16 protein-coding genes and 1 pseudogene are annotated in these 20,783 nt (G+C 71.1%); 6 read left to right on the top strand and 11 right to left on the bottom strand.

Going from position 1 to position 20,783, the window contains the following annotated elements:
* Positions 1-51: 51 nt before the first annotated feature.
* Both dacB and AC0699_RS10145 read right to left on the bottom strand, forming a co-directional pair.
* Entirely contained in the window at positions 52-1,668 is a 1,617-nt protein-coding gene (gene dacB / locus AC0699_RS10150) for a D-alanyl-D-alanine carboxypeptidase/D-alanyl-D-alanine endopeptidase (protein WP_478658020.1), read from the bottom strand.
* A gap of 51 nt (positions 1,669-1,719) precedes the next feature.
* Entirely contained in the window at positions 1,720-4,713 is a 2,994-nt protein-coding gene (locus AC0699_RS10145) for an NACHT domain-containing protein (RefSeq protein ID WP_478658018.1), read from the bottom strand.
* Positions 4,714-5,206: 493 nt separating this feature from the next.
* Here AC0699_RS10145 and AC0699_RS10140 point away from each other — a divergent pair, with 493 nt between their 5' ends.
* Entirely contained in the window at positions 5,207-5,830 is a 624-nt protein-coding gene (locus AC0699_RS10140) for a M23 family metallopeptidase (RefSeq protein WP_478658016.1), read from the top strand.
* Positions 5,831-5,862: 32 nt separating this feature from the next.
* Here AC0699_RS10140 and AC0699_RS10135 read toward each other — a convergent pair whose 3' ends face one another.
* Positions 5,863-6,429 (bottom strand): TetR/AcrR family transcriptional regulator, encoded by a 567-nt coding sequence (locus AC0699_RS10135; protein ID WP_478658014.1) that lies wholly within the window; start codon positions 6,427-6,429, stop codon positions 5,863-5,865.
* Between the two features lie 132 nt (positions 6,430-6,561).
* On the opposite strand from AC0699_RS10135, the gene AC0699_RS10130 reads away from it, so the two are divergent.
* From AC0699_RS10130 to AC0699_RS10120, 3 genes and pseudogenes are all read left to right on the top strand, one after another.
* Positions 6,562-8,241: an MDR family MFS transporter gene (locus AC0699_RS10130; RefSeq protein ID WP_478658011.1), complete on the top strand. Its 1,680-nt coding sequence runs from the start codon at positions 6,562-6,564 to the stop codon at positions 8,239-8,241.
* A 162-nt stretch (positions 8,242-8,403) separates the two neighbouring features.
* A pseudogene (locus AC0699_RS10125) lies at positions 8,404-8,848 on the top strand (helix-turn-helix transcriptional regulator).
* A gap of 57 nt (positions 8,849-8,905) precedes the next feature.
* Positions 8,906-9,352, top strand: a complete 447-nt coding sequence (locus AC0699_RS10120; protein WP_453666540.1) for a VOC family protein — start codon at positions 8,906-8,908, stop codon at positions 9,350-9,352.
* Between the two features lie 228 nt (positions 9,353-9,580).
* Here AC0699_RS10120 and cseC read toward each other — a convergent pair whose 3' ends face one another.
* From cseC to AC0699_RS10090, 6 genes are all read right to left on the bottom strand, one after another.
* Entirely contained in the window at positions 9,581-10,903 is a 1,323-nt protein-coding gene (gene cseC, locus AC0699_RS10115; protein ID WP_478658009.1) for a two-component system sensor histidine kinase CseC, read from the bottom strand.
* Between the two features lie 115 nt (positions 10,904-11,018).
* Entirely contained in the window at positions 11,019-11,723 is a 705-nt protein-coding gene (gene cseB / locus AC0699_RS10110) for a two-component system response regulator CseB (RefSeq protein WP_469770781.1), read from the bottom strand.
* Between the two features lie 73 nt (positions 11,724-11,796).
* Positions 11,797-12,405, bottom strand: coding sequence for a hypothetical protein (locus AC0699_RS10105; protein WP_478658007.1), 609 nt, complete (start codon positions 12,403-12,405; stop codon positions 11,797-11,799).
* 80 nt (positions 12,406-12,485) lie between these two features.
* Positions 12,486-13,064 carry a SigE family RNA polymerase sigma factor gene (locus AC0699_RS10100; RefSeq protein ID WP_478658005.1) on the bottom strand — a complete coding sequence of 193 codons (579 nt, stop codon included), beginning with the start codon at positions 13,062-13,064 and terminating at the stop codon, positions 12,486-12,488.
* 177 nt (positions 13,065-13,241) lie between these two features.
* The gene (locus AC0699_RS10095; RefSeq protein ID WP_478658003.1) at positions 13,242-14,246 is read right to left on the bottom strand and encodes an HhH-GPD family protein; all 1,005 of its coding nucleotides are present in this window, start codon (positions 14,244-14,246) and stop codon (positions 13,242-13,244) included.
* Positions 14,247-14,268: 22 nt separating this feature from the next.
* Positions 14,269-14,928 carry a phosphatase PAP2 family protein gene (locus AC0699_RS10090; RefSeq protein WP_478658000.1) on the bottom strand — a complete coding sequence of 220 codons (660 nt, stop codon included), beginning with the start codon at positions 14,926-14,928 and terminating at the stop codon, positions 14,269-14,271.
* A gap of 186 nt (positions 14,929-15,114) precedes the next feature.
* On the opposite strand from AC0699_RS10090, the gene AC0699_RS10085 reads away from it, so the two are divergent.
* A complete protein-coding gene (locus AC0699_RS10085; protein ID WP_478657997.1) occupies positions 15,115-15,930 on the top strand; it encodes a hypothetical protein in 816 nt (271 codons plus the stop codon).
* A 125-nt stretch (positions 15,931-16,055) separates the two neighbouring features.
* On the opposite strand, the gene disA is transcribed toward AC0699_RS10085, so the two are convergent.
* Positions 16,056-17,189: a DNA integrity scanning diadenylate cyclase DisA gene (gene disA / locus AC0699_RS10080; protein WP_469770789.1), complete on the bottom strand. Its 1,134-nt coding sequence runs from the start codon at positions 17,187-17,189 to the stop codon at positions 16,056-16,058.
* A gap of 171 nt (positions 17,190-17,360) precedes the next feature.
* Positions 17,361-18,770 (bottom strand): DNA repair protein RadA, encoded by a 1,410-nt coding sequence (gene radA, locus AC0699_RS10075; RefSeq protein WP_478657994.1) that lies wholly within the window; start codon positions 18,768-18,770, stop codon positions 17,361-17,363.
* A gap of 232 nt (positions 18,771-19,002) precedes the next feature.
* On the opposite strand from radA, the gene AC0699_RS10070 reads away from it, so the two are divergent.
* Positions 19,003-20,733, top strand: a complete 1,731-nt coding sequence (locus tag AC0699_RS10070; RefSeq protein ID WP_478658536.1) for a BACON domain-containing protein — start codon at positions 19,003-19,005, stop codon at positions 20,731-20,733.
* Positions 20,734-20,783 lie beyond the last annotated feature (50 nt).

Raw genomic sequence — 20,783 nt, 5'->3', positions numbered from 1 at the left:
GGGCGTATCACGGCCCCGACCGTGTCTTCCGTACGGTCCGGGCCACCGGCTTCAGCAGAACTTCGGCTTCTGCCAGGCGCATTCGAGTTCGGCGGGCGCCGCAGGTGCGCCGCCCCGCAGGCGCGGAACCGGCACGGCGGCGATCGTGCCATCGGCCGTGTCGGACTTGGCCAGGGTCACCACGATCGCGTCCTCGACGCTCTTCACGGAGGAGGCGAGGTAGTTGTTGAGCACGATGCTGTAGACGAGTTCGCGGCCGCCGGCGTCGGTGACGTACCCGGAGAGGGCCGAGGCGCCGGTCAGCGAGCCCGTCTTGGCGCGGGTGTTGAGGGCGGCCGGGGTGTTGCACATGCGGGTGCGCAGGGTGCCGCCGATGGCGCGGTCCGGGTTGCAGGCGACGGGCAGTGAGGCGTACCAGTCGGCGTACCAGGGCGCGTCGCGGACGGCCAGCAGGAGACGGGCGAGCTGGTCGGCGGGGAAGACGTTCATCCGGGACAGGCCCGAGCCGTCGACCTGGCGGAGCTGCGCCGCGTCCACGCCTTCCTTCTTCAGATAGCCGTCGATGGCGGCGAGGCCCGCGCTCCAGGTCCCGCGTCCGGCGGTCTCGTATCCGATCGTCTTGGTCAGGGCCTCGGCGTGCATGTTGTTCGACAGCTTCATGAAGGGGAGCATCAGCTCCTTCAGCGGCATGGAGCTGTGCGTCGCGAGGACCGCCGCTCCGGCCGGGGTGGGCCGGCCGAGCCGCGGGGTGCCCGAGACCTGGACACCGTGCTCGGCGAGCGCGTCGGCGAACACGGCGGCGGCGTAGCCGGTCGGCTCCCAGACGGTGATCCACTCCTTGGTCGCGGATGCCCCGACCGGGATGTTGCCGCTGATGACCACGGTGTTGGTGCCGTGTTCGCGCTCGATGGCGAGGGTGTCGGTCTGCCCGGCGGGGACGGTGGTGCCCCGGATGTCGGCACGTACGTAGCCGGTCGGCGGAGTGATCTTCACCCGCGGCTTGTCTCCCGGCGCGGCGCCGGGGAGGGCTTCGACGATGACCGTACCGGCGTCGTAGTCGGTGTCGGGCGCGACGGTCAGCGGCGAGATCTGCGCGGAGTAGTACGAGGATTCGTCGTCGGCCGCCCAGGAACGCCCCAGGCGGTTGGTGTCGAAGCGGGTGTCGTCGGCGACGAGACGGCCCGTGACCCTGCGGATGCCCGAGGCGCGCAGCTGTTCGGCGAGCCGGCCGTAGTCGGCGGCGAGCGTGGTGGGGTCGCCGGTGCCGCGGAGGTAGAGATCTCCGTACAGGGTGGAGCCTTGGCGGCGGCCGGTGGAGAGGACGTCCGTACGGAACCGGTAGCCGGGGCCGAGGAGCGCCATCGCGGCGGTGGAGGTCGCGAGCTTGGTGTTGGACGCGGGCATCAGCCGGTCGCCGCGCGCGCGTTCGTAGAGCCGCTCACCGGTGGTGGCGTCGGCGACGACGACGCTCGCGGCGCCGCCCGCCATCCGGGAGTCGGCGAGGATCGTGTCGATGGCGCCCTTGAGCCCGGTGTCGGAGGGCCCGGCCCCGGCGGGCGCGCTTCCGGTGCTCCAGGTGAGGGCGGCGACGAGGCCGAGGGCGAGCGGCCAGGTCCGGGCGCGGCGAAGGATCCCGCGGCCTTTCATGCTCATCACGGGTCTACTCATGGCACAGGAGGATGGCGGACGGGAGCGGGGGCGGGAAGAAGGCGTGGCCGCCTACGTCGGCACGCGGATCTTCACCTGCACATGAGGCGGGAACTCCTCGGCTCCTGTGACCTCGCACGCCGCCACGACGTCGAGTTGCTGGAGGTTCTCCAGGGCGAGCAGCGGTGACAGCGCCAACTCCTCCTGCTCCTCCCAGATGTCGTCGACCATGAGGATCTCGATCTCCGGGAAGAGTTCCGGGACCCGGTGCAGTGGCGTTCCCTCTTCACGCAGCTCGATACGCAGGTGCCGGATGCGTGGCACGACCGCGACGACCACCAGTTGCCGGGAGTCCAGCGTGAGGCTGCGCCCCTCCAGGGCGGAGAGGTCCGTCAGTACCGGGCAGCGGTCGATCGCAACGTGCTCCAGCGCGTGCGCGTCGCTGAGGCATCGCAGGTCCGTGAGCAAGCCGTTGACGGAGATATGCACGGTGGCTGGTGAACACGCCTGTACCGTGTGGGAGATGGCGTCCTCGGGCAGGTCGCCCTGGAAGTGGAGGCTGCGCCCGCCGCCCAGCGCCCGCAACGCCGCGGCCTGCTCGGCGTTGCGGACGGTGAAGTTAAGGCCGGTCGGTTCGATGGCCGCGATGACCTCCCTCGCGTACTGCTCAGTCGGGTACCGGTCCCAGGCCCACGCCAGCTGTGCCCGCACCGGCAATGAAGAGTACGACGCATACCGGGCGAGGTAGGGGATCGCAGCGTCCGCCGTGATGTGCGAGGCAGCGACGACCGACATGCGAGCCGCGTGGTCGTCGCTCACGTCGTCCGGGCCCGGCAGCAGGTCGAGTACGAGCGGCCCGGCCGTGGCCAGTTCGCGTGCCTCCTTGAAGGTGCGGGGCGGGATCACCTTCGCCGTACGCCGCAAAAGCGCCTCACGAATCTCCGGCGAGATCTCCGTCGCCTGCTCCATCGCCGCCGCAGCGACCACCAGAATGCGCAGATGCGTGCCCCGGTCCTTGGCCGCGTCCGCCGCCGCCAGGAGTTCCGTGAAGATCTCGGCGCATTCGCGCGGGCGCGCGTGAGCCACGCTCATCCGGATGACGTCCTCCCACTGGTCGTCCGCCGCGTGCTGGGCCAGGACGCCGATGTGCCACTCGTCGACGATCGCCTTCGCGGCGAGGTAGTCCTGGAACGTGCGGTGGACGAAGTCCACAGCGCCCGGGGAGGGTTCGCGGAGCAGTCCGCTGCGGTGGAGCAGATGGTCGAAGACCGCCTGCGGATCTCCGGCCGCCGCCGCCTCGGGAACGGCCGGAATCGCACCGAGGACCAGTGATTCGGCCCGTGAGCGGTCCATCTCCGTACGGCCGTTGAGCGTGAGCCAGTACGCGAGGCGCTGGATGAGCTGGATCTGCGGGGCCTCGGGAAGGTCGACGCCGGACGGCGTCCCCATGTCCCGCTCCCGGTCGCGACGGGCCAGCAGCATCGACAGCGCGGCTTCGTACAGCGCCTTGCGGCCGCGCGGCAGAAAGCCCCGGCGGTCGCGGTGCAGTGCGCAGATGAGACCGCACATGAGGGGGTTGGTGGCGAGGCGGGCGAGATCCTGCTTGGTGCGCAGCGCGTCGAGGAGCGGCTGCTCGTACGGCTGCGCCTCGGTGCCCGCGGCCCGGTGCCAGCGCTCCACGAAGGCATGGACCTCGGTCCTGCGCATGGGGGAGAGGGTGAGCTCGGTGAAGCCCTCGGGGGTGAGCCAGTCGTCGCCCACGGCGGAGGGGCGGGAGGTGACGAGCCAGCGGTTGCCCCCGCTGCTGCCGTCGTCGTACGTGGCGAGCAGATCGCGCAGCCAGCGGCGGGTGCGGCCCCGCTCGGCCTCGGGGACCTCGTCGATGCCGTCGACGAGGATCAGGCCGCGTCCGGCCGACAGGACGCGGTCGGCCCAGCCGTCGGACGGGGAGAGCGGGCAGCCGACGGCGGCGAGGAAGCGGTCGGGGGCGGGCAGCCGCTCGCCGTGGCGGGTGAGGGTGCGCAGGGGGAGGACGAAGGGGATGCGGTCGTGCAGGTACGCCATCCGCTCGGCCGGGTCCTGACTCGTGGTGGAGACGGCGAGCCACTGGACGAGCGTGGTCTTTCCGGAGCCCGCGACTCCGCGCAGGAGGACCTTGTCGTGCTGGGCGAGGGCCTGGTCGGCGCGGACCGGTGCGGCGTCGAGCGGCACCACGTTCGCCAGCTCCTCCAGCTCCTCCAGCGCACTGAGGGGCGGCATGAGCGGACCACCCCGGTCCTCCTCGCGTAGGGCGGACGGCCGCTCCACGAGGTGCCGAGCGATCCGGCCCGGCCGTACATGGCGTGCCTCCCCGGCGCTCGCCTCCAGACTCAGATACGCCACGTCCAGCGGCCAGACATCCGGCGAGTTGTGCAGGTCGATGCCGTAGATCGTCAGGCTGCCGTGCTTCTTCGCGACGTACGTGAGGTAGCGGCGCTCGAAGGCCACATCACGGGCGTCGGCACGGGGCACTCGGAGGAGCAGCTCGTCGACCTTGGCGATCAGCTCGGCCTGGGCGCGGCCCTGCTCGACCAGGGCGCGGGCGACGAAGGACGAGCGCTGGGTGAAGAACTGCAGGATGTGGAGGCAGGCCCACTCGGTGAGCGAGTCGAGGAAGACGGTGGCGTCCGCCGACAGCCCGTCGGCGGCGATCCGGGCCGACGAGGCGGTGCGCAGCCGCCGTGCCAGCTCGCGATGGCCGTGGTGCACGGCCTGGACGTGGTCCATCTCCAGGTCGCCGAGGGCGAGCAGTGTGTCGGCGAGGGCGGTGGTGACGGCCTCGGTCTCGTCCGGGGGGAAGGGAAGCTCGCCGCGGTCGGCCAGGGACTGGCGCACGAGGGTGTCGGCGAGCTTGCGTACGTCCTTCTCGGTCAGGGTCCGCTTCTCCCCGCGGAACGAGACGAGACCGGACAGCCGCACGGGCTTCTCAGTGAGGCCGGCGCCGCTGCCCTCCCGTACCAGGAGCTGCTTCAGGAGCGGAGAGACGGCCGCCGAGGCCAGCCGGGTGCCGATGAGTGCGGGCTCCATGCGTGATCCCCCCAGATCCCAAGATCCCAGAGCCCCAGGATTCCGGAGCTCAAAGGGGGTGTTTCCCCCTGAAACCGCCGCTTTCCCTGTGACCCACGACGCATTGGCCCCGTCGCGGCCGTGACAAGGCGCACAGGCCGTTCCGAGCCTACTAGGCGCCTTAGTGGGGGTTCCCGGTGGCGCTCAGGGGCCTGCGGGAGCCGTGGGAGGGGCTTTCGGGCCGGTGATGGCGGAGCGGAGGGCGGCCTGCGGTGGACATCAAGTGCGAACTGCCTCTACGTGGGGCTAAACCCGCCTTCGTCAGGAGATTTCGGGCAATCCCGGACGGTCGATTCGGCGTCGTCAATGGCCCTGCTCACACTGCCCCATCTACGAGCAGATGTCGTAGATGGGGTGTTTGAGGTGGGTCGGGGTGGCGGGTTACCAAGGTGGGGCACCCGGTGCTCCTGCGCCGGGTCGGTTCTTGCCCGTACAGCCCGGAGGTTCTCCCCGCATGTCGAAGCGCATCATCAACCGTTTCCGCTCGTCCGCTCTCCCGACCCGTGGTTCCGTCGTGGCCGCCGGACTCGGCGCAGTGATGGTCGTCGGAGCCGGTGCCGGTGTCGCGTCCGCCGCCGCGGCGGAGACCGTCACCACGACCACCGCCGCCACCACCACCGTCGCCGCCGAGGCGAAGGCCCCCACGGCGAAGAAGTCCACGTCCTGGGTCAAGCCGGTCGTCGGCTACACGCTGACCGCCAGCTTCAACCAGGGCGGCACCATGTGGTCCCACAAGCATTCCGGGCAGGACTTCGCCGTGCCGGTCGGCACCGCCGTCAAGGCCGCGAGCAGCGGTGTCGTCGTGAAGGCCGGCCCGGGCGGCGGTGGCGACGGCTCGGCGTACGGCAACGCCATCGTGATCAAGCACGGCAACGGCACGTACTCGCAGTACGCCCACCTGTCGCAGATCAAGGTCAACATCGGCCAGACGGTGGACACCGGCAAGGTCATCGCCCTGTCCGGCAACACCGGCAACTCTTCCGGCCCGCACCTGCACTTCGAGATCCGCACGACCCCGAACTACGGCTCGGCCGTCAACCCGGCGTCGTTCCTGCGGTCCGAGGGCGTCAGCATCTGACCCCTTGCGCCGGTCGGCCCGCCGGCGCCGGCTTACTCCGGGCGCCCGTGACGATGGGCCTGAGTCACCAGATCGATGGCGACCTCGAGGACGGCTTCGCGCTTCTCCTCGGGGTCGCCTTCGACGTTCTGCATGAAGAACATGCCTGCGTGCATCGTGAACAGCGCGCTGATGCAGCGGACCCGGTCGGTCATGCTCGACTCCGGCTCCTGGACCAGCCGGGTCAAGGTGATCATGCGCTCCTTGAAGGTCTCGCCGATGCTCAGCTCGCGCACAGTGGCCTGGTTCTCCTGCATGAAGCGGAAGAGCGGGGCCGCTCCGGTGAGTGCGGCCTGGTAGCGGCGCAGGAGCTCCGTCTTGGTCTCCAGGGTGTGCGGCTGCGTCTCCGCCCAGGCGATCAGGTCGTCGATCGGCCGGGTCAGATCCTGGAAGAGGCTGATGACGATGTCTTCCTTGGTCTTGAAGTGGTAGTACAGCGCCGCCTTCGTGACCTGCAGCTCCTCGGCGATCTCGCGGAGGGATGTCTTCTCGTAGCCCTGCTCGGCGAAGAGTCCCAGGGCGACGTCCTGAATGCGCTGGCGGGTGTTGCCTCTGGCCATGGGAGCTCTCCTGGAACGAATACTTACTTGACGCCCGGCTAGTTGCGGGGCTACGGTCCCCAGTGTAGTCAACTAGCCGGGCGGCAAGTAAGTGTGCGGCGGGCGGGTATGCAGGGGAGTGGAGTCAGGACCATGGCCGGAAAAGAAGCACTGAGGGGGGCGGCGCCCGAGGGTGCCGAGAGCCCGGCGGGGGTCGAGGCGCCCGGGTCGTCCGGGGCGTCGGGGGCATCCGGTGCAGCCGGGGCGGCCGGCCCGTCCGCCGTGCCTGACGGGCCGCAGCCGCGCAGCGTCCGCGTCGTCCTGCTCGCGCTCATGATCGCGATGCTGCTCGCGATGCTCGACAACATGATCATCGGCACCGCGATGCCGACCATCGTCGGCGAACTCGGCGGCCTCGCGCATCTGTCCTGGGTGGTCACCGCGTACACCCTGGCCACCGCTGCCTCCACCCCCATCTGGGGCAAGCTCGGCGACATGTACGGCCGCAAGGGCGTCTTCCTCACCTCGATCGTGATCTTCCTGGTCGGGTCGGCACTCAGCGGCATGGCCCAGGACATGGGCCAGCTGATCGGCTTCCGCGCCGTACAGGGCCTGGGCGCGGGCGGTCTGATGGTCGGCGTCATGGCGATCATCGGCGACCTCATCCCGCCCCGGGAGCGCGGCAAGTACCAGGGCATGATGGCCGGCGTGATGGCCCTCGCCATGATCGGCGGGCCGCTGGTGGGCGGCACCATCACCGACCACTGGGGCTGGCGCTGGAGCTTCTACATCAACTTGCCGCTCGGCGCTGTCGCGCTCGCCATGCTCACGGTCGTCCTGCATCTGCCGAAGAAGGAGCGCGGGGCACAGCGGATCGACTACCTGGGCGCCGGGCTCCTCACCGTCGGCATCACCTCGATCGTGCTCGTGACCACCTGGGGCGGTACGGAGTACGCCTGGGACTCCGCCGTGATCATGGAGCTCATCGCGATCGGCGTCGCCTCGCTCATCGGTTTCCTCTTCGTGGAGACCAAGGCGGCGGAGCCGATCATGCCGCTGCACATCTTCCGCAGCCGCAACTTCTCCCTCATGTCGGTGATCGGTTTCCTGACCGGTTTCGTGATGTTCGGCGCGGTGCTCTTCCTGCCGCTGTTCCAGCAGTCCGTGCAGGGCGCGTCCGCCACCAACTCCGGACTGCTGCTCCTGCCGATGCTGCTGTCGATGATGGTCGTCTCGCTGATCGCGGGCAGGGTCACCACCAACAGCGGCAAGTACAAGATCTTCCCGATCATGGGCGGCGGGCTGATGGTGGCGGGTCTCTTCCTGCTCGCGCAGATGGACACCGGCACCTCGCGGCTCACCTCCGGGCTCTACATGGCGGTCCTCGGCGCCGGTATGGGCTTCCTGATGCAGATCACGATGCTGGTCGCGCAGAACAGCGTCGACATGAAGGACATGGGCGTCGCATCCTCCGCCACCACCCTCTTCCGTACGCTCGGCTCCTCCTTCGGTGTCGCGATCATGGGCGCGCTCTTCACCTCGCGGGTGCAGGACGAGATGGCGGCCCGGGGCGGGGCCGGCGTCACCCAGCAGTCCGCGCAGCTGGATGCGGCGAGCCTGGCGAAGCTGCCGGAACAGGTGCGCGAGGCGTACCAGTTCGCGGTGTCCTCGGGGACGCACTCCGCGTTCCTGCTCGGCTCGGCGGTCGCGGTGATCGGTTTCCTGGCGGCGTTCCTCGTCAAGGAGGTGCCGCTCAAGGGCGCCGGCCCGGCGAAGCCCGAGCCGGCGGCGGATGCCCCGCAGGCTGAGGCGAAGCTGGCGGAGACCGTCTGACCAGCAGGTTCTGCGATATCGCGGCCCTCGGCGCACCGGCGCCGAGGGCCGTTGTCGGTGGGGCGTGCCAGCATCGTGTCCGTGGAGAAGCGCGAGGGGAACGACACCCCGGCGACGGCGCACCTCGCCCATCTGCGGCAGCTGCGCCTCGCCAAGGACGCCATGGACCGCGACTGGGCCGAGCCGCTCGACCTGGACGCGGTGGCCGCCCATGCCGGTTACTCACGCTTCCACTTCGTCCGCGCCTTCAAGACGGTCTACGGAGACACGCCCGGTCAGTACCTGTCGCAGACGGATAGAACGGGCCGAGGAGCTCCTGCGTACCGCGGATCTGTCGGTCACCGAAATCTGCTCACTGGTCGGTTTCAGCAGCCTCGGCACGTTCTCGGCCCGGTTCAAGAAGCAGACCGGCCTGACCCCGAGCGAGTACCGGACGAAGCACGTGGGACGCGGCGCCGCGCTCATACCCGGGTGCTACGCCCTGCTCTGGGCGGGAGGCTTCCCGAGCCGCGACTCCGAGGACCGGAATGCCAAGGACGGGGATGGCAAGACCTGGGACGGCAAGGACCGCGATTCCAAGGACCGCAATTCTGAAGAAGCCGGTTGACGGGCCGCTGCCTACGGTGGCAGGGCAAGCACTACGAGCGTCGACCAGGAGCGCGAAATGATCAAGGGACTCGCCATTTCCACCGTCTGGGTCCTCGACCAGGATCGGGCCAAGGAGTTCTACACCGAGAAGCTCGGTCTGGAGGTCCGTACAGACATGACGATGGGCGAGGGCGGCATGCGCTGGCTCACCGTCGGAGCGAAGGGCCAGCCGGACGTCGAGCTGACGCTGATGGTCCCGGGCGCGCCGGCAATGGACCCCGAGTCGGCGGAGGCCATGAAGCGGCTCGTCGCCAAGGGCGTCCTCGGCGCCGGGGTCCTGACTACCGACGACATCCACGGTGACTACGCCAGGTTGAAGGAGAGGGGCGTGGAGTTCCTCCAGGAACCGCAGGAGCGTCCCTACGGCACGGAGGCGATCTTCCGGGACGACTCCGGCAACTGGTTCTCGTTCACGCAGCGCCGTGAGGGAGGACTGGACCTGGACAAGGACTGGGCCAGTTAGGCCCTGTCCGGGCGATCTTGTCGGGGCCGCGACGACAGCCACGGCACCTCGCTGCGTGGTCGGAGTCGCCCAAGTACGTCCAGTACGAGGGCGCTCTCCCCCAGCTACCGCTGGGAGGTGCCCGCACCGCCTTGCGATGCGTCCCCTCGGCCCTCCGGGCCTGGGGAGACCCCATGCATCTGACGCCGCGGCCTGTTCCTCGAAGATCGCCCGGACAGGGCCTGGGAGTCAGACCGGGAGCCGGGGCATCGGGAAGCTGCCCGTGTTCGTCGGGGCGTGCTCCGGCAGCCACAGCACCGCGATCGCGCCGCCCGTGCCCGCTCCCGGCGTCGTGCCCTCGGGGGCCGCGTTGCGGAAGGTCAGCCGGGCGCCGAGGACCCGGGCCTGGCCGGCCGCGATGGTCAGGCCCAGGCCGTGGCCCGTGCCCGCACGGTCGCTCGCCCCGGTACGGAAGCGGCTCGGGCCGTCGCGCAGGAGCGCCTCGGGAAAGCCGGGACCGTGGTCGCGTACCCGTACGACGCGGCCCTCGACCGTGACCTCGACCGGCGACTTGCCGTACTTCGCGGCGTTGGTCAGCAGATTGAGCAGGATGCGTTCCAGGCGGCGCGGATCCGTGTTGACCCACGACTCGTGCACGACGCGGACCACCACAGCAGGGTCCAGGACGGCGACCCGGCGACCGACGAACTCGCCGAGCGCGATCTCCTGGAGTTCGGCCCGCTCCGAGGCGCCGTCCAGCCGGGCCACTTCCAGGACGTCCTCGACCAGGATGCGCATGGCCCGGGCCCGGTCCCGCACCAGTTCGGTGGGGCGGCCGGGCGGCAGCAGTTCGGCCGCCGTGAGCAGCCCGGTCACCGGTGTGCGCAGCTCGTGCGCGATGTCCGCGGTGACCCGGCGCTCGGCCTCGATGCGCTCGTTCAGGGCATCGGTCAGCGCGTCCACGGCCCGGGCGAGCTCGTCGGTCTCGTCGCGTACGACACCGCCGACGGCATGGCGGACCCGTACCTCCGTGTTGCCCTGCGCGACCTTGCCGGCCGCGGCGGCGGCCTTGCGCAGCCTGCGCGAGAGCTGACCCCCGATCAGCACGCCCAGCGCAGAGCCGCCGAAGACCACTGACACCGAGCCGATGACGAGAGCCCGGTCGAGGTCCTTCATGATGGCGGCGCTGCGGTCGGAGAGGCGGTTGTGCAGGGACACCACATCGCCGTTGCCGAGCGGCACCGCGGCCCAGATGTCGGGGGCGCCGCTGTGGTGTTCCTGCACATAGGTGGCCTGGCGGCCGTTCCCGAGCAGCGCCTTCAGCTCCCGGGGGAGCGCAGGGTCGTTGAGCCTGGGACCGAACTTGAGCTCGGGCTTCTGTTTCGCGGGATCGTAGATGCGCTGGGACCAGAGCAGCCGGCTCATCTGCATGTCGCGCGCGCTGTCGAGCATCGAGACGCGGGCGGCGTTGTGCACGACGAGACTCAGCGCGAAGGCGATCAGGGCACCGACGGCCGCGATCGCGATGCTGATCTTCCATCTGACACCGGTGCGCAGGGCGAGCCGCTTCATGCGGGGTCCTGTTCTGCTGTGGGGCGTGGCCGGCGTGTGGTGGTTGCTGCCGTGGGTGCGGGGGGTGTCCCCGGGAGGTGCAACCGTCCGACGCCGGTGCACACGACGGGCCGCGTCATGCCTTGAGCTTGTAGCCGAAGCCGCGGACCGTTTCGATCCGGTCCTGGCCGATCTTCGTGCGAAGCCGCTGCACATGGACGTCGACGACCCGGGTGTCGCCGCCCCAGCCGTAGTCCCAGACGCGCTCCAGCAGCTTGTCCCGTGACAGCACGGTGCCCGGCGCGGACGAGAACTCCAGCAGCAGCCGCATCTCCGTCGGCGTCAGCCCGACCGGCTCGCCGGCCCGGCGCACCTCCATGCCCTCCGTGTCGACCTCCAGGTCCCCGAAGGTCAGCACCCCGCGTTCGTCCGCCCGTCCCGGCTCGCCGTTGTCGCCGGCCACCCCGCCCGCGTGCCCGAAGCGGCGGAGCACCGCGCGGATCCGCGCGACCAGCACGGCCCCGTCGAACGGCTTGGTGACGTAGTCGTCGGCGCCCGCCTCCAGGCCGAGCACCACATCGATCGAGTCCGCGCGGGCCGACAGCATGATCACGGGGACGGTCGACTCGTCCCTGATCCGGCGGCACAGGCTGACGCCGTCCAGACCCGGCAGCATCACATCGAGCAGCGCGATGTCGGGGCGGTTCGCACGGAAGGCCTCAAGACCGGCGAGGCCGTCCGGCATGGCGGTCACCGCGAAGCCGTCGCGCTCCAGCGCGAGCTGGGTGGCCTCGCGGATGACGTCGTCGTCCTCGACGAACAGCACATGTGTCTCGGCCATCCCGCAGCTCTCTCGGTTCTCGTCTCTCGATCAGCACTCGGTCGGTACTCGATCGGCGATCGGTCAGGGCAGGTCAGTTCTCATTCGGCGTGGTCGCCACCGGCGGCTCGACCTCTTCGCCGCCGACCACTTTGCTGAACTCGTTCTCCACCCGGTCGTGCTCGGTGAACTTGTTCTCCGACCAGCGATAGGTGGTCACGATCTCGCCGGACGGAAACGAGACCGAGTCGCTCTTCGCGTACACCTGCTGGGTGACGACGAGATCGCCGCGGTCGATCGTCGAATAGACCGCGGGCTCCTCCTGCGCGAAGACATTCTCGTACGTGCCGTCGTCCGCGCGGTACACATACGTGCCGATGCCCACGGCGTCTCCGCACGTCATCACATTCACCACGACGTCGGACACAGGACTGTCGGTGAGGCTCCCGTACGACGTGTCGATCGGGTACGCATCCGCCGAGCAGGGTTTCAGATCGTCCTTCACGCGCTTGCTGACCTTGGGGTCGTCCATCAGCAACTGGACGACGTCGACCTTCTTCACCGGCGAGGCGGTGGTGGAGGGCGCGACGGACGAGGGCGACTGGGCCACCGGGTCCGTACGCGCCGGACCCTCGTCACGTGTCCCCGTACCGCCCGTCGAGCAGCCGACGGCGAACAGCCCGAAGGCGGCGAGCCCGGCCATCGCCGTGCCACTCGCCGCCCATGGACCGATGCCGCCTCGGGCACCGGCTCTTGGCCCGCCCCCGGGGCCGCTGCCTCTGGCTAGGCCGCGCAACGCTCCCGCCCCCGTTCCTCACGACGTGCGTGCGTGTTTTCCGTACGGTTCGAACGCTCCAGGGTCCGGGCGTTCAGGCCACGGCTCTCCAGCTCCTGGCGGAGCCGGGCGAGCGCCCGGTGCAGCGTGCTCTTCACCGTACCTGTCGACATGCCCAGCGCGGCGGCGGTCTCCTCGGTGCTCATCTGCTCCCAGTGCCGCAGCACGACGACGCTGCGCTGCTTGGGCGCGAGCACCTTGAGGACGTCCATGAGCAGGGCCCGGTCGGCGTGCTGCTCGGTGGCGTCCTCGACGCTCGCGTCCGGCAGCTGCTCGGTCGGGACCTCTTCGAGCTTGCGGGCCCGCCACCACTCCGTACGCGTATTGATCATGACGCGGCGCAGATAGGCGTCGGCGAGGGACTTGTCGGCTATGCCGTCCCAGCGGCCGTAGGTCCGTACGAGGGCGGTCTGCAGCAGGTCCTGGGCGTCGACCGGGTCAGGGACGAGTCGCCTGGCGCTGCGCAGCAGCGCCTCCTGCCGAGTGCGTACGTACTCTTCGAATTCGAGCACCTCGCCGTGCGCCATTCCAACCGCCTCCGTCCCCGTCCGAGCCCCGTGACACGCCGTGTGTTTCCGTGGTCTCCCTTACGCCACAAGAAGCTACGGAGCAGTTGTCACGGGGCTGTGCGGAGAAGCCGTCGGAGCACGCACGGCCGTCCATCGGTTGTGTAACAGGCGGGTTGGCCGGTTGGCCGGTGATTCTCAGGTGAGAGGCAGGCGGAACCGGTCATTCTCCAGGGGTTCGACCAATCCGTCCGCAACCAGCCCATCCAGGGCACGCGCCCGTTGGACCGGCTCGTCCCAGACCTGGTCGAGCACCGCACGCGGCACAGGCGTCACCGTTTCGCGCAGCACCGCCAGCAGCTTGCCGCGCACCTGGCGGTCCGTGCCCGCGTAGGTCTGACCGCGTCGCGGAGGCCCGTCGTGCGCCGGCTTCCCGGCCAGCCGCCAGGCACACAGGCCGGCGACCGGGCAGCGGCCGCAGTCCTCGTTGCGTGCGGTGCAGACGAGTGCGCCCAGCTCCATCGAGGCCGCCGCCCAGCGAGCAGCCCGCGCCTCGTCATCGGGCAACAGGGCACGGGCCAGCCTGCGTTCGGCCGCGGTCGTCGCGTTCGGCGGGTACTGGATACCGGTCGCGGCGCGCGCGAACACCCGGCGGACGTTCGTGTCGAGGACCGGGTGCCGCTGCCCGTACGCGAACGACGCCACGGCCGCCGCGGTGTACTCACCGATGCCCGGCAGCGCGAGAAGCTGCGCGTGCTCGCGCGGTACGTCGCCGCCGTGCCGCTCCGCTATCGCCACCGCGGCGCCGTGCAGCCGCAGCGCTCGGCGCGGATAGCCCAGGCGGCCCCAGGCGCGCACCGCCTCACCGGGCGCCTCGGCGGCCAGGTCGGCGGGGCGCGGCCAGCGGGCCAGCCACTGCTCGTACACCGGCAGGACCCGGCTGACGGGTGTCTGCTGCAGCATGAACTCACTGACCATCACACCCCAGGCGCCGGCCTCGGGGCGGCGCCAGGGCAGGTCACGGGCATGCTGGTCGAACCAGGCGAGGACGGGGGCGTGGAGGCCTGCGGCGGCCTCGGCGATGCCGTCGAGGCCGGACGGAACGCCGTCCGGGCCGGAGAGGACGCCGTCCGGGGCGGACGGGACGGTGTCCAGGTGCGAAGGGACGTCGGTCGCGGGGGAGGGCATGTCGGTCGCAGTCATGGCACCTCCGATCCTGGCATGTTCAGCGCCGCGCGCGGCGTATGCGCTCCGTGACGTGCTCCGGTGCGGCGTACATGTCACCTGGCCCGGCGAGCCAGAGCGCGAGCGGCGACCGGCTCGTCCGCATGGTCCCGGCCAGGGACGCGGCCGGCCGGGCCAGCGACCGGACGAACACGACGGCGACGGCCGCGCCCAGCAGCAGGCCCACGGTCACGTCATGCGGATAGTGGACCCCGACGAAGACCCGAGAGAACGCCATCAGCGCTGCCATGGGCACGGTGAGCCACGCGATCCGCGGCCGTAGGAGTACGAGCGCGACGGCAGCCGCACCGGCGATCGCCGAGTGGTTGCTCGGGAACGACCAGTCACCGGTCGGCGGGCACGGCACCAGCGACGCCGCGGCCCCCGCGACCGCGCGGCAGGGCCGCTCCTCGTCCACCAACGACTTCAGCGACTCGCTGCACACATAGCCGGTGGCGGTCGCGAGCGGTGCGAGCACCGCCAGCGCCATGGCCCGTGCGTCCCCGGTGCGTGCCCGCCACCACGCGAGGACGAAAAGCGCGCCGAACAGCAGCAGCCCTGCCTCCGTCCAGAGTTCGGCGAGCAGTCGCACCCAGTGCGGGGTGGTGTGGGCGAAGTCGGTGAGGTCGCGGTACAGCCCGCTGGAAATGTCGCTGTCCATGACTACGGACCGTACGCGTACGCCATGGTTCATCACCCTGTGCCATCGACCACGACTGCCCCTGACGAAAGTCGGGGCCCCAAGAGGGCTGTGTCCAGCGCGACATGTCGATGATCGGCAAATCTTGCGCATCATGAGCGGTGGGTGGGGCGGGAGTTGCGTCCGATCTCTCGTACAGTTCGGTACGTGGGATCTCTGCGCAATCCGGTCGGGCCGCTCCCCTCCTCCATCTACTGGCGACGGAGGGCAGTCGCGCTGACCCTGATGGCGCTGCTCGCGCTGCTGATCGCATGGGCCGTCGGTTCCGGTGACAGCGGCGTGAAGAGCAGCGACGACGGCAAGCCGAACGACGCGAAGCCGGCGCCCTCCATCACTCCGGGACCCAGCGGGTCGGGTACCGCGATCAGTGAACAGCCGGGCGGGCGTGATGAGTCGGGCGAATCCGGCGGAAGTGATGGTACGGGCGGGGACGTCGGTACGGGCACGGACGCGGGCACCGCCGACGGCGGCAAGAACGGCGATCCGGGCGCGAGCGGCGCGGCGAACGGCGGCGGCGCGAGCGTGGGGGAGCAGGTCCCGGCGGGCTCCGCACTGCCCGAATGCGCCCCGGGCGCACTGAAGTTGGCGCTGCGCAGCCTCAAGCCCGCCTACGGTCCGGACGAGACCCCCCGGTTCGCGTTCGAGGTGAGGAACACCTCGTCCGTGACGTGCAAGGCCGACTTCGGGCCGAAGACCGCGGTGTTGACGGTGTCGGCCATCACCGACGGGAAGAACGACAAGGTGTGGTCCTCGAAGGACTGCCCGCCCGGCGGCGGCACGCTGTTCCTGAAGTTCCCCGCGGGCCGGACCGTGACCCACACCGTCGACTGGGACCGCCGCAGGAGCAGCCCCCAGTGCGCGACCCCGCCCGCCGGCCCGGCGGCTCCGGGCTCCTACCTGCTGGAGGCCACGTTCCCGGGAGCGACGGTGTCTCCCGCGTCGTTCCGCCTGGAGAAGGACTAGACCCTGGGGCCCGTCCCGGACAGGGCCTGGGGCCGGGCGTTCCGGATCAGGGGCGGAACCGCGCGGCGAGGTACTGCTGCTGCGCCCGCGCAGCGAGCCGACGGACGGCTCCCGCTGCGCGAGCTTCAGACGTAGCGCTCCAGGATGGACGATTCCGCAAGGCGCGACAGCCCCTCGCGGACACTGCGGGCGCGCGCTTCGCCGACGCCGTCGACCGCCTGGAGATCGTCGACGCTCGCGGCAAGAAGTTTCTGCAGACCGCCGAAGTGCTCCACGAGGCGCTCGATGATCGCTCCGGGCAGCCTCGGTACCTTCGCAAGGAGCCGGTAACCGCGGGGCGACACCGCGGAGTCGAGGGTCTCGGGCGAACCGCTGTACCCCAACGCCCTTGCCACGATGGGCAGTTCCAGAAGCTCGGCGTGGGTCAGCTCGTTCAGCTCGACGAGCGCCTCGTCGACCGTGCGGGACCGCTTCGCGGTCGGCTCCGGGACATAGTCGCGGATGACCAGCTCCCGCTCCGGCTCCACGCCCGCGATCAACTCGTCGAGCTGGAGGGCGAGCAGCCGCCCGTCGGTACCCAGCTCCACCACGTACTCCGCGATCTCCGTGGCGATGCGGCGCACCATCTCGAGGCGCTGCGCGACCGCCGTGACGTCGCGGACGGTCACCAGGTCCTCGATCTCCAGCGCGGAGAGCGTGCCGGCGACCTCGTCCAGCCGGAGCTTGTACCGCTCCAGGGTCGCCAGTGCCTGGTTCGCCCGGGACAGGATCGCCGCGGACTCCTCCAGGACGCGCCGCTCCCCGTCCACGTACAGCGCGATCAGCCGCATCGACTGGGACACGGAGACGACGGGGAAGCCGCACTGCTTGGAGACGCGGTCGGCGGTCCGGTGCCGGGTGCCGGTCTCCTCGGTCGGGATGGACGCGTCCGGGACCAGCTGGACGCCGGCCCGGAGGATCTTGGTGATGTCCTTGTCGAGGATGAGCGCACCGTCGAGCTTGCACAGCTCGCGCAGCCGCGTCGCCGTGAACTCCACGTCCAGCACAAAGCCGCCCGTGCACATGGATTCGACCGTTTTGTCCATTCCTAGGACGATCAGGCCGCCCGTATTGCCCCGGAGAATGCGCTCCAGGCCGTCACGCAGGGCGGTGCCCGGGGCGACTGCACTGAGAGAGGCGCGCATCAGCGCTTCCGTGCCGGATCCCCCGGAGCCTCCGCCGGACTTTCCGGGTGCTGAGCCCCGGTCGTTGGCTGCCACTGCACTCCTCCGGCTCGTACGGACTGGCGAGACCAGGGCAAAGTCTAGCGACCCCGGCCAGGCCCGGGCGGCGTCGCGCAGGGATGGCTGTCGCCCGGCCCCTCCCCCGTGGCCCTTCGGGCACGGGAGGTGGCCCCGCCGTCCCCCACCCGTGAGCCGGCCGCGGCCGCTCTACGGGCGGACCTCCTCGCCCCGTGGGGCCTTTGCCCTGCGCCCGTGCGGGAGCACCCTGAGCGCGTCACCCATGTCGGCGACTTCTGTGACCTTCATACCCGGCGGGACCTTGCCCGGGTCGGACGGGACCAGGGCGTGGGTGAAGCCGAGACGGTGGGCCTCGGCCAGCCGGCGTTGGACGCCCGTGACCCGTCTCACCTCGCCCGCGAGACCCACCTCGCCGATCGCCACCAGGTTCTTCGGCAGCGGGGTGTCACTGGCCGCTGAGGCCAGCGCGAGGGCGATCGCGAGATCCGCGGCAGGCTCGGAGAGCTTCACGCCGCCGACCGTCGCGCTGTAGATGTCCCTTTTGCCCAGAGCGCTGATCCGGCCCCGCTGCTCCAGTACGGCCAGCATCATCGACACCCGGGACGTCTCCAGACCGGAGGTCGTGCGCCGGGGCGACGGGATCTGCGAGTCGACGGTCAGCGCCTGCACTTCGGCGACGAGCGGGCGCCGGCCCTCCAGCGTCACCGTGAGACAAGTGCCCGGCACGGGCTCGTCGCGCCGGGTGAGGAACAGCCCGCTGGGGTCCGCGAGGCCGGTGATGCCCTCGTCGTGCAGCTCGAAACAGCCGACCTCGTCCGTCGCCCCGTAGCGGTTCTTGACGCCCCGTACGAGGCGCAGACGGGCATGCCGGTCGCCCTCGAAGTGCAGCACGACATCGACGAGGTGCTCCAGCAGCCGCGGGCCCGCGATCGCGCCGTCCTTGGTGACGTGGCCCACCAGCAGCGTGGACATGCCCCGCTCCTTGGACGCGCGGATCAGCGCACCCGCGACCTCACGGACCTGGGCCATACCGCCCGGCGCCCCGTCGATCTCGGGGGAGGCCACCGTCTGGACGGAGTCGAGGACGAGCAGCGAGGGCTTGACCGCGTCGAGGTGGCCGAGGACGGCGGAGAGGTCGGTCTCGGCGGCGAGATACAGATGGTCGTTCAGCGCGTTGATCCGGTCCGCGCGGAGGCGGACCTGGCTCGCGGACTCCTCGCCCGTGACGTACAGCGTGCGGTGGTCGTCGCTCGCCGCCTTCGCCGCGACGTCGAGCAGCAGTGTGGACTTGCCGACGCCCGGCTCGCCCGCGAGCAGCACGACGGCGCCCGGCACGAGACCACCGCCGAGAACCCGGTCCAGCTCGTCGACGCCCGTGGTGCGCGCGGTCGCCTGCCGGCCGTCGACCTGGCCGATGGGCAGTGCGGCGTTGGTGACGCGGCCGACGGCGGTGGTGCGGACCGCGGGTGCGCCGTACTCCTCGACCGTGCCCCAGGCCTGGCACTCGGGGCAGCGGCCGAGCCACTTGGCGGTCGTCCAGCCGCATTCGGTGCATCGGTAGGACGGCCGGTCCTTCGCGGATTTCGTACGGGCAGCCATGCGGGAAACCGTAGCGGGACCCACTGACAACGCGGCACGGGAGCAGGAGTACGCCCAGTGACGCGCGCACATTCATCGTGCATACGCCCCGGGCGACAACCACAATCACTCGCGTGGAAGCAAATGCTCCTGTCCTCTTTTGAGGGATACGTTCACCCGTAAGGATTAAATGTGCTCAAGCGGCGCGAAGGGTGTGCCTTCCGCTGCCTACGGTCGCCGGGTGACGAGCAGCATGCTGGAGCCCCCCGCACACACCACCGGCGCACACCGGACAAAACGCCGAGCGCCCCGGCCGGCCCACGGGCGGACGCCGCCCGCGCGGTACGAGGCCCACCTGGACGGGCTCTTCACGTACTGCCTCTCCGTGCTCTGCGACCATGCGGCCGCCACGGCCGTGCTGGGTGAGGTCCTCGCCATCTCGGAGCGGCACTACGGCCGATGTCCCGACGGGGAGGCCGAGCGGAAGGCCTGGCTGTACGCGCTCGCCCGGTGGGCCTGTCTGCGCGCCCTCAGCGAGCAGCGGCGCCGCAAGCGCCAGGGGCCGGGGGCGCACACCGGCCGGTCCGCCGCCCTGTCGGAGGAGGCCGCCCCCCGGGAGGCCGCCGAGGCCGCCGAGTCCGCCGAACGTCACCGTGCCGAACTCGCCGAGCTGGCCTGGCCGGAGGCCGCCGGCACCACCCCCGAGCAGCGCGAGGCGCTGGAGCTCGCCGTACGGCACCAGCTCGGCGCGCGCGAGGTCGCCGCCGTCGTCGGCATGGAGCCCGTTGCCGCGCGCGAGCTGCTCGCCTCCGCCGCCTGCGAGGTGGAGCGCACCCGCGCGGCGCTCGCCGTCGTCGAGACCGGCAACTGTCCGTCCGTCGCCCGGCTCACCGGCGACCACCAGGTGCTGCTCTCCGCGACGCTCCGGCGCGAGCTCGTCCGCCATGTCGACGACTGTCCGCGCTGCCGCCGGGCCGCCGAGCGCGCGGGTGCCGCAGGGCCCTGGCCGGGCTCGACGGTCACCCCGGCGACGCTGCCTCTGGTGGCCGCGCCGCGCGCCGAGGTGTACGGCGCGATGCTGCACGTCCCGCGGGCCCGCGCGGCGGCGCCGCGCTTCGGGCGCGACGGCTTCCCCCTGGACCCCAAGGACCACGTGGCCCGGCGCAACCGGCTGCGCGCCGGCGCGGTCACCACGACCGTCGTCGCGACGGTCGTCGCCGCGCCTGTCCTCGCGCTCTGGGCGGCGTACCGGGGCGCCCCCCTGACCGGCGAGGCCCACGAAGGCTCCTTGTTCTCCGCGAGCGAGGCGGACGAGCCCCGGGGCCTGGACGGCGACCCGTACGGCCACTACGAGAACGCGGGGAACGCGCGCGAGGAGCCCGGCTCCCGCTTCAGCGTCGGCGGCCTCCCCCGCGCCGAGGCGGCGGGGATCTCCGTCGAGGTCGTCAGCCCGGGCCTGCCGCCCGGAGCGCCGTCGGCGCTGGGCCAGGCGCCGGGCCAGGGCCCCGGCCGGCTCACGGTCGAGGCGCAGCCCTCCGGCGACACCACGATGATCACTCTCAGGGCCTCCGGCGGCGCCCCCGTCACCTGGTCCCTTTGGACGGACGCCCCCTGGCTGCACGCCAGCCGCACGTCCGGCACGCTCAGCCCCGGTGAGTCGGTCACGGTCCACATCGCTGTGAACCACGCGACGGAACCGGCCGGCCCATGGACCGCCCGCGTCGGCGTCGATCCCGCGGGTACGGTGCTCAGGATCGACGGCCGCGGCTCCGTTCCGTCGGAGCCCCCTCCGTCTTCCGAGCCCCCGCCGTCCGAGCCCCCTCCGTCTTCCGAGCCCCCTCCTTCGGAGCCGCCGCCGTCTTCCGAGCCCCCGCCCGCGACGGAACCGCCGCCTTCGTCGGAGCCCCCTTCGTCACAGCCGCCGCAGTCCCCTGGGGACCCGGCCCCCCCGCCCGCGAGCGAGGACCCCGCGCCCACCGGCTGACGAAGCGTTTCTCCCGTCCGGACCCCGTCGGCGGGCCTCGTCGTCGGGCC

Source organism: Streptomyces sp. NPDC043870, assembly GCF_056435785.1.
This window is presented reverse-complemented; position numbering and strand designations above follow the sequence as displayed.